A 7,894-nucleotide genomic window follows, 5' to 3' on the forward strand; every position below is an offset into this window, starting at 1 on the left:
CAGCGTGGGGGGCACGTCGAGAGGAATCCCCATGGCGTCGTGGATGATCCGGACCACGGGCTGGTGCATCGCGTCGGGCCGGGTGCTGGGGGCCACCACCACGGCCAGCTCGTAGCTGTCCAGGATGACCAGCGACCCCACGGGGTAGATGCCGGTCATGCTGATGAACGCCTTCACGATCAGCGGGTCGAAGCCGCGCGCGTGGTTGTCGCGCATCTCGCGCAGCACCTTGTCCGCGGGCCACGGCTGCGCCTGGTAGCTGCGCTTGGTGGTGGCCGCGTCGAAGCCGTCGGCGATGGCCACGATGCGGCTGAACACCGTGGGGTTGCGCGGCCGGATGGAGCGCGGGTAGCCGCTCTGGTCCACCTTCATGTGGTGCTCGTACGCCATGAGCATGGCGCGCAGGGGCAGCTCGGCCAGGCCGCGCATCTCGAACAGCTGCATCAGCCCCTCGGCCGGGTGCTCCTTGAGCACGGCGAACTCGGGTTCCGTCAGCGGGCCGGCCTTGTTGATCAGGTCCACCGGCATGCGCACCTTGCCCACGTCGTGCAGGAGCGCGCCCAGCCCCAGCTCGTACAGCTGGCTCTTGTGGAACCCCAGCTTCTTGCCCAGGGCGACGGAGAAGATGCACACGTTCACCGAGTGGGTGAAGGTGTACTCGTCGTAGTCGCGCAGGCTGGTGAGGCCCATGATGCTGGCCTCGTTGCTCAGCACCTGGTCAACGATGGACTGCACGGCGCGCTTGACGGGGCGAAGGCTCACCCCGCGCCCCATCCGCAGCCCCGTCATCACCTCGCGGGCCACGGCCACCGTCTGCGCGTAGGCGCGCTTGGCCATGCGCCGCGCCTCGTCGTCGCGCGGGTCCGGCTCGCTTTCGCGGTCGGGCGCCACCGACAGGTGCACCACGGAGGTGCGCCCCAGCCGCTCCAGGAAGGTGCCGAAGGGGTCGTCGCCCCCCGGCGCGGTGTTCACCAGGGCCAGGAACGCCGTCCACTCGGGCGCCGTGACGCCGGCGGCCACCTCCAGCTCGCCGATGCCGTGCCCCGCCAGCGCCCGCCCCACCGCGCCGTAGGTGGCGTAGCTGTGAAGGTCGATGCGCAGCCGCAGGTCGTTCACGAAAAAGAAGTCGCCCACGAAGCGCAGCGTGATGTGCTCCTCTACCTCCAGCAGCTCCAGGGTGATGGACTCCAGCTCGCCCAGCGCGTTGACCACCGCCTGGTTTTCCAGCGGGTACAGCTGCAGCGACCGCAGCGCCGCGGCGATGGCGAACAGGAAGTCGCGGCCGCGGCGCTGCAGCCCGCGCTCGTCGCTGGGGGCGCCGCCCCCCGGAAAGGCGCGCGGCTCGGCGGAAAGGGCCTGCTCGGTCATGGCTGCTTGATCGCGCGAAGGGCGCGGCCCACGGCGCTGCGGACCACGGGGTCGGCGTCCGCCGCCGCGGCGGTCAGCGCCTTTTCGGCGGCCGGGTGGCGCACTCGCCCCAGCCCCAGCGCGGCGCAGGCCCTCATCTCTCCCGTCTCGCGCCGGCCCAGCCAGCTCTTGCCGTTGAGAACGCGGTCCAGCAGCGCGACGGATTCTGCCCCGGCGAGTGCCCCGTACGCCTCGAAAAAGGCGATGCGCTCCGTGAGCTCCGACTCGCGCAGGCGGCGCGAGTCCAGCACCTGCTCCAGCCGCGCGCGGGCGGGGGCCCAGCGCAGGGCCGCCAGCGCGCGGGCCGCGGCCACCCGCACGTCGCGGTCGGCATCTTCCAGCACCGTTTCCAGCGCGCCGCTCCCCGTGGGCGAGCGAAGCTCCTGCAGCGCCTCGACGGCGGCCAGCCGCACGCGGGCGTCGGCGTGGGCCAGCAGCCCCGCCAGGTCCGGCCCGCCCTCCACCACCTTCAGCCGGCCGATCAGCCGCGCGGCCCCGGCGGCCACGTCGGGGTCGGCGGCGGCGGCCAGGGGGCGCAGCGCCTGGGGGGTGATGGAGGCCAGCCGCTCGGCCGCGCCCAGCAGCGCGGTGCGCGAACCGGGGGTGGCGCTGCACTCGCCCGCCTTCAGCAGGGGGCCCAGCGCCTCGGGGGGAAAGAACGCCAGCAGCGCGGAAAGCTGCTCGCGGTCCAGCGTTTCGCCCTCCTGCTCCACGATGCGCGCCAGCTCCCCCACCGTTTCCGCCTGGGCCAGCTGCGAGAACAGCCCCCGCATGGCCCGCAGCACCGCCGGGCCGAAGCGTCCCGCGGTGGCGGTCTTCACCAGCTCCGCGAGCATGTACGCCGCCGTGCCCAGCCGCGCCGCCCCCAGCAGGGTGGGGAGGATGTCGCCGCAGATGCCGATCACCTGCTTCTGGCGCTCCGGCGTCCCGTCGTCCAGCCGGTCGAAGAGGGCGTTCAGGACGTCGGTCCACAGGTCGCGCCCCATCTCGCGATGCAGCTCCGCCTCCAGGCGGCGCATCTCGCCCTCGTCCAGGAAGTACAGCGCCTCCTGGAAGTCCTCGGTCGAAACGCTGCGGGCCGGCTCGGGGTCTTCGCGCGGGGGGCGCGACGCGCGCGCGGCCGTGCGGCCGGAGGCTTCGGGCGGCTTCACCCCCTCGCCCAGCGGCTCCACGTACCGGTAGCGCAGGCACGCCCAGTCGTGGTCCCAGAGCAGGGTCAGCAGGTCTTCTTCGTCGGCGCGCAGCCGGTGGGCGCGGGCCAGCAGCGACACGAAGCGGTCCAGGTCGTCGCCCTCGAACCCCGGCTGAAAGCTCAGCTCGCGGATGCCGTCGCGGTACAGCAGGAAGGCCAGGTTGTCGCGCTCCTCGCCCACGTAGGCGGCGGCCCCCTCCCACAGGATCTCGCGCTCCTCGATCTGCACCCGCAGAAACGGGAGCCGGCTCCACAGCCCGGCCATCCGCTCGCGCAGCGACTCGACGAAGCGGTCCAGCGAGGGCGACTGGCCCTCGTACAGCAGGTGCGTGCGCAGCGCCTTGGCGAAGCCGCGCACCACTTCCTGAACATCCGCGCGCACCGCGGCGTCGCCATCCCCGTGCGGGGCGGCGGCGAGCGGGGCGGGATCGAGCAGGGTGTCGGTCATGGAGTGGAGAGGAGGATGGTACGGCGGGGCGCGGCCGGGTCAGCGGGCGCCGGTCATGTCGGCTACCTGGGCCACGTCCTTGTCGCCGCGGCCGGACAGGCACACCACCACGGGGCCGGCGTCCTTCCAGCGGGCGCCCTCGCGGAGCACGTAGGCGATGGCGTGCGCCGACTCCAGCGCGGGGATGATCCCCTCCAGCCGCGCCAGCCGTCCGAAGGCGTCCAGCGCCTCGGCGTCGGTGATGGAGGTGTATTGCGCCCGGCCGGCGTCCTTGAGGTACGAGTGCTCGGGCCCCACGCCGGGGTAGTCCAGCCCGGCGGAGATGGAGTGCGCGGCCGCCACCTGCCCCGCCTCGTCCTGCAGCAGGTAGCTCAGGCAGCCGTGCAGCACCCCCGGCTTGCCGGCGGTGAGCGTGGCGGCGTGCCGGGGCGTATCCACCCCGTCCCCCGCGGCCTCCACACCGACGAGTTCCACGCCCTCGTCCCCCACGAACGGGTGGAACATGCCGATGGCGTTGGAGCCCCCGCCCACGCAGGCCACCACCGCGGCGGGAAGGCGCCCCTCCACCTCCAGGAACTGCGCCCGCGACTCGCGCCCGATGACGGACTGGAAGTCCCTGACCATGCGGGGATAGGGATCGGGCCCCACCACCGAGCCGATGATGTAGTGCGTGTCGCGGACGTGGGTCACCCAGTGGCGGATGGCCTCGTTGGTGGCGTCCTTGAGGGTGCGCGTGCCGCTGGATACGGGGCGAACCTCGGCGCCCAGCAGGTTCATGCGATACACGTTCAGCGCCTGCCGCCGGACGTCTTCCTCGCCCATGTAGACGATGCACTCCATCCCGAACAGCGCGCAGGCCGTGGCGGTGGCCACGCCGTGCTGCCCCGCGCCCGTCTCGGCGATGATGCGCGACTTGCCCATCCGCCGCGCCAGCAGCACCTGCCCCAGCGAGTTGTTGATCTTGTGCGCGCCAGTGTGGTTCAGGTCTTCGCGCTTCAGGTACACCCGCACGCCCCCCGCCGCCTCACCCAGGCGGTCGGCGCGGTACAGCGGCGTGGGCCGGCCCCCGAAGTCGCGCCCGAGGGCCCCCCGCTCGGCCCCGAACGCGGGGTCGGCCGCGGCCTCGCCGTACACGCCGATCAGCTCGTCGAGCGCGGTGACCAGCGTTTCGGGCACGAAGCGCCCGCCGAAGTCGCCGAACCGCCCGGACATCCCGTCCGCCCACGCGGCACCCGCCGCACCTGCCTCGAACGCCATCAACGCACCTGCTTGGAAAGGGATTGCACCTGCTCGACGAATTCCCGCACCGCGTCCGGGTCCTTGACCCCCGGCGAGACCTCCACCCCGGAGCTCACGTCCACCGCGTGGGGGCGAAGGATGGCCGCGGCTTCGGCGACGTTGTGCGGGGTCAGTCCGCCGGCCGCAACCAGCCGCATTCCGGGCGGAAGCTCGCCCAGGCGCTCCGCCACCTCGGCCCAGGGAAAGCGGGTGCCGGTGCCGCCGTGTGCCGCCGGGCTGTACCCGTCCAGCAGCAGCGCGTCCACCGAACCCGCGTACCGATGGATGGCTCGGGAGAAGTCGTCCGCGCCGCGCGCGCGGACCGCCTTCCACACTTCGTACCCCGCGGCGCGCATTCGGTCCGCCAGCTCGGGAGGCTCGTCGCCGTGCAGCTGAAGCACGTGCAGGCCGGCCTCCCGGGCGTCCGCGAGAAGCGCGTTCTCGCCCGCGTCCACGAACACGCCCACGCGCCTGGCCGGTATGCCGCCAAGTATAACGTTTGCGCGCGCCGCCGTCACGGTTCTTTTTCCGCCGGGCGCAAGGATCACCCCCAGGTACGCGGCCCCCGCCGTGGAGGCAAGTGCAGCATCTTCTGGCCGCATCAGGCCGCACACTTTTACGGCGGGGGTCCAGGTCATGCAGGGCGCGCCCCCGCGGCCTTCGCACGGCCGGACAGCGCGGCGGCGGCGGCGGCCACGTCGGGTTGCCGCATCAGCGACTCGCCCACCAGGATGGCGTCCACCCCGGCCGCGCCCAGCCGGTCCACGTCGGCCGCCGTGCGGATTCCGCTTTCGGCCACATAGGTGACGGATTCGGGTACTCCGGCCGCCAGTTCCAGCGACAATTCCAGCCGGGTGGCGAAGGTGTCGAGGTCACGGTTGTTCACCCCCACCAGGGTGGCCCCGGCGGAAAGGGCGCGGTCCAGCTCCGCGAGCGTGTGCGCCTCCACCAGCGCGTCCATGCCCAGTTCGCGCACCAGGGCATGGAGGTCTTCCAGCAGCGGCTGCTCCAGGATGCGGGCGATCAGCAGCACCGCGTCGGCGCCGGCGGCGCGCGCCTCCCACACCTGCACGGGGTCGATCACGAAGTCCTTGCGGATGATGGGGAGCGCCACCGCCGCATGGACGGCGCGAAGCGCATCCAGGCCACCCCCGAAATAGTCGCGGTCGGTGAGAACGGAGAGCGCCGCCGCGCCCCCGGCGGCATAGGCGCGGGCGATCTCCGCCGCGTCCGCCCCCGGGCGAATGTCGCCGGCCGAGGGGGAGCGCCGCTTGACCTCGGCCAGCAGCCGCACTTCCGCGGGGCGCTTCAGGGCCGCCGCGAACCCGCGCGGGGGCGGCGCCTGGCGTGCAATGTCGCGGTATTCGGCAAGCCGCGGCGAGGTGGCTTTCACCTCGCCGCGCTTGGTTTCTACGATCCGATCCAGGATGCTTGCACTCAAAGTTTCACCAGAACCTTGCGCTTCGGTTTGCGTTCGGGCATATTGCTTCGGTACCTGTTCGGACGCACACCCCGGAACCCAGCGGAGAGGCGGATGGCGCTCACCAAGAAGCAGCGGCAGATCCTCGACTACGTCGAAAGCTTCGTCGAATCGAACGGCTACTCGCCGAGCTACGAGGAGATCGCGGACCACTTCGGCTACAACTCGCTGGCGACGGTGCACGAGCACCTCACCAATCTGGAGCAAAAAGGCTTTCTCCGGAAGAACTACAACAAGAGCCGTTCGCTGGAGATCGTCCGGGCAGACCTTCACGCCCCCGCGCTGGAGCTGCCGCTGAAGGGCGAGGTGGCGGCGGGCCTGCCCATCGAGGCGGTGCCCGATGGCATGGAAGAAACGGTCACCGTACCGCACGACATGGTGCGCCGCGGCGAGAACTACGTGCTGCGGGTGCGGGGCGACTCCATGATCGAGGAGCAGATCCGCGACGGCGACTACATCATCGTGAACTCGCGGCAGACGGCGGAGAACGGCGAGATGGTGGTGGCGCTGGTGTCGGACGGAACGGTGGGCGGCTCGGCGACGGTCAAGAAGTTCTACCGCGAGGCGGGCAACCGCATTCGCCTGCAGCCGGCGAACGAGACCATGAAGCCCATGTACTTTCCCGCGGACGCCGTGGCGATCCAGGGGATCGTGGTGGGCGTGATCCGCAAGTACTGATCAGGTGACCATGGACGACGTCCGGCCGGCTGGCGGGCGCGTCCGCCGGCCCTGCACCGGCCCCGCCTTCGGGCGGCTGGCCAGGGTGCGGGTCCGGGCCGATCTTCGCCCGGCGCGTGCCGGGCGCCACGTGAAAGGGAGTGCCATGAAGTCCGAGGCTTCGGTGCTGTTCGTGGTGGGAAAGCTGGGAAAGAACGACAAGCGGATGATGGTGCTGGAGGACAAGACGCCGCCGCCCATCCCCGGCCCCTTCGAGCTGCGCGCGGTCTTTTCGCGGTAAGAGGCGGGATTCGGCATTCCGCACTCTCATTAGCCATTTTCGCCGCGCGGCCCAGAGGCCTCTTCGCACGGGCTGCAGGGGCTGCACGGGCGAATGAATTCGCTGCAACAAACACACGAAATCCACCTTCGTGGATTGGCTTGTTCTTGGGTGAGCCCGGGTGTGTGGCGCGCCCAGTGGTGGGTGTAGTCAAGCCCCGACACGGTCCGCTCACGAGTCCCGTTCGGGGCTTCATCACGCGCCGAACCTGCCGAAGCGCGATCGAATTCTCCCCTCTCCCGCTTGCGGGAGAGGGGCCGGGGGAGAGGGCAGCCGGGGAATGCACGGCCGTTCTCCAGTCGCACCGAAGCTTGGGACGATACCCAGCCCAAGCATCGGCACTCGAGGAGACGCACCGGGCTAGCTCCCTTCCCCCGCGCAGTTTGCGGGGGAAGGGCTGGGGATGGGGGGCGCCCGTCGAGCGCGCCGGCCTCCGCCGAGTGCACCAGGCAAGCCAGGGTAACCAACTCCGCCCTCGCGCCCTGACCCATCGAACACCCCGAACCGCTCCCCCTACCGCGTCGCGCGGCGCAGCGCCTCTAGTTTGGCGTACCCCGCCCCGGCTTCGAGCGACTCGTCTGCCAGGGCGACGCCGGCCACGAGCGACTCGGCCATCCCCGCGCAATAGATCGCCGCGCCCGCGTTCAACACGGCGGCCGCGCGCGCCGAGCCGCCAATCTTGCCCCGCAGGACGCCCTCGATCTTCCGCGCGTTGTCTTCGCGTTCCCCGCCCTCCAGTCCAATCACGTCGAACCGGGGCCAGTCGAGCTCTTCCACCGGGTCGAAGGTGCGGCGGGTGATCGTTCCCCCATCCACCTCCAGGATTTCCGTGGGCCCCAGGGGGCTCAGCTCGTCCATCCCGGGCTGGCCGTGCACCACCAGCGCCCGCTCGTGCCCCAGTTCCAGCAGGGCGCCCGCGATCAGTTCCAGCAGCGCTGGGTCGCTCACCCCCACCACCTGGCGCCGCGCCCCGGCCGGGTTGGTCACGGGGCCCAGCACGTTCATCACCGTCGGCATCGCCAGCTCGCGGCGGATGGGGCCCACGTGGCGCATGGCCGGGTGGTGAAGGGGCGCGAACATGAACACGATTCC

7 protein-coding genes and 1 pseudogene are annotated in these 7,894 nt (G+C 71.5%); 2 read left to right on the forward strand and 6 right to left on the reverse strand.

What is annotated here, in order from left to right:
* The 5 genes from VIB55_RS06630 to trpC form a co-directional block, all read right to left on the reverse strand.
* A partial coding sequence (locus VIB55_RS06630) for an HD-GYP domain-containing protein (protein ID WP_331875884.1) occupies nt 1-1,368 on the reverse strand: 1,368 nt, incomplete at its 3' end.
* Complete coding sequence (locus VIB55_RS06635; protein ID WP_331875885.1) at nt 1,365-3,047, reverse strand: HEAT repeat domain-containing protein; 1,683 nt, start codon at nt 3,045-3,047, stop codon at nt 1,365-1,367. The genes VIB55_RS06630 and VIB55_RS06635, both read right to left, overlap by 4 nt.
* 39 nt (nt 3,048-3,086) lie before the next feature.
* Complete coding sequence (gene trpB / locus VIB55_RS06640) at nt 3,087-4,304, reverse strand: tryptophan synthase subunit beta (protein ID WP_331875886.1); 1,218 nt, start codon at nt 4,302-4,304, stop codon at nt 3,087-3,089.
* On the reverse strand, nt 4,304-4,963 hold the full coding sequence (locus tag VIB55_RS06645; RefSeq protein WP_331875887.1) for a phosphoribosylanthranilate isomerase: 660 nt from the start codon (nt 4,961-4,963) through the stop codon (nt 4,304-4,306). Before VIB55_RS06645 ends, trpB begins: the two co-directional genes overlap by 1 nt.
* A complete protein-coding gene (gene trpC / locus VIB55_RS06650) occupies nt 4,960-5,766 on the reverse strand; it encodes an indole-3-glycerol phosphate synthase TrpC (RefSeq protein ID WP_349262997.1) in 807 nt (268 codons plus the stop codon). Before trpC ends, VIB55_RS06645 begins: the two co-directional genes overlap by 4 nt.
* Before the next feature lie 93 nt (nt 5,767-5,859).
* Between trpC and lexA the strand changes: the two genes are divergently transcribed.
* Together lexA and VIB55_RS06660 are read left to right on the forward strand one after the other, a co-directional pair.
* Nucleotides 5,860-6,483, forward strand: coding sequence for a transcriptional repressor LexA (gene lexA / locus VIB55_RS06655; RefSeq protein WP_331025870.1), 624 nt, complete (start codon nt 5,860-5,862; stop codon nt 6,481-6,483).
* Nucleotides 6,484-6,628: 145 nt separating this feature from the next.
* Nucleotides 6,629-6,763 carry a hypothetical protein gene (locus tag VIB55_RS06660; protein ID WP_331875889.1) on the forward strand — a complete coding sequence of 45 codons (135 nt, stop codon included), beginning with the start codon at nt 6,629-6,631 and terminating at the stop codon, nt 6,761-6,763.
* Nucleotides 6,764-7,315: 552 nt separating this feature from the next.
* Here VIB55_RS06660 and trpD read toward each other — a convergent pair.
* A pseudogene (gene trpD, locus VIB55_RS06665) lies at nt 7,316-7,894 on the reverse strand (anthranilate phosphoribosyltransferase); the annotation flags it as partial.

The sequence above is a fragment of the Longimicrobium sp. genome, assembly GCF_036554565.1.
GTDB lineage: Bacteria > Gemmatimonadota > Gemmatimonadetes > Longimicrobiales > Longimicrobiaceae > Longimicrobium.

Excerpts from the sequence above, each read along its gene's own strand:
- VIB55_RS06645 (WP_331875887.1), bottom strand. The coding sequence starts at position 4,963 with ATGACCTGGACCCCCGCCGTAAAAGTGTGCGGCCTGATGCGGCCAGAA.
- lexA (WP_331025870.1), top strand. The coding sequence starts at position 5,860 with ATGGCGCTCACCAAGAAGCAGCGGCAGATCCTCGACTACGTCGAAAGC.
- trpB (WP_331875886.1), bottom strand. The coding sequence starts at position 4,304 with ATGGCGTTCGAGGCAGGTGCGGCGGGTGCCGCGTGGGCGGACGGGATG.
- VIB55_RS06635 (WP_331875885.1), bottom strand. The coding sequence starts at position 3,047 with ATGACCGACACCCTGCTCGATCCCGCCCCGCTCGCCGCCGCCCCGCAC.
- VIB55_RS06660 (WP_331875889.1), top strand. The coding sequence starts at position 6,629 with ATGAAGTCCGAGGCTTCGGTGCTGTTCGTGGTGGGAAAGCTGGGAAAG.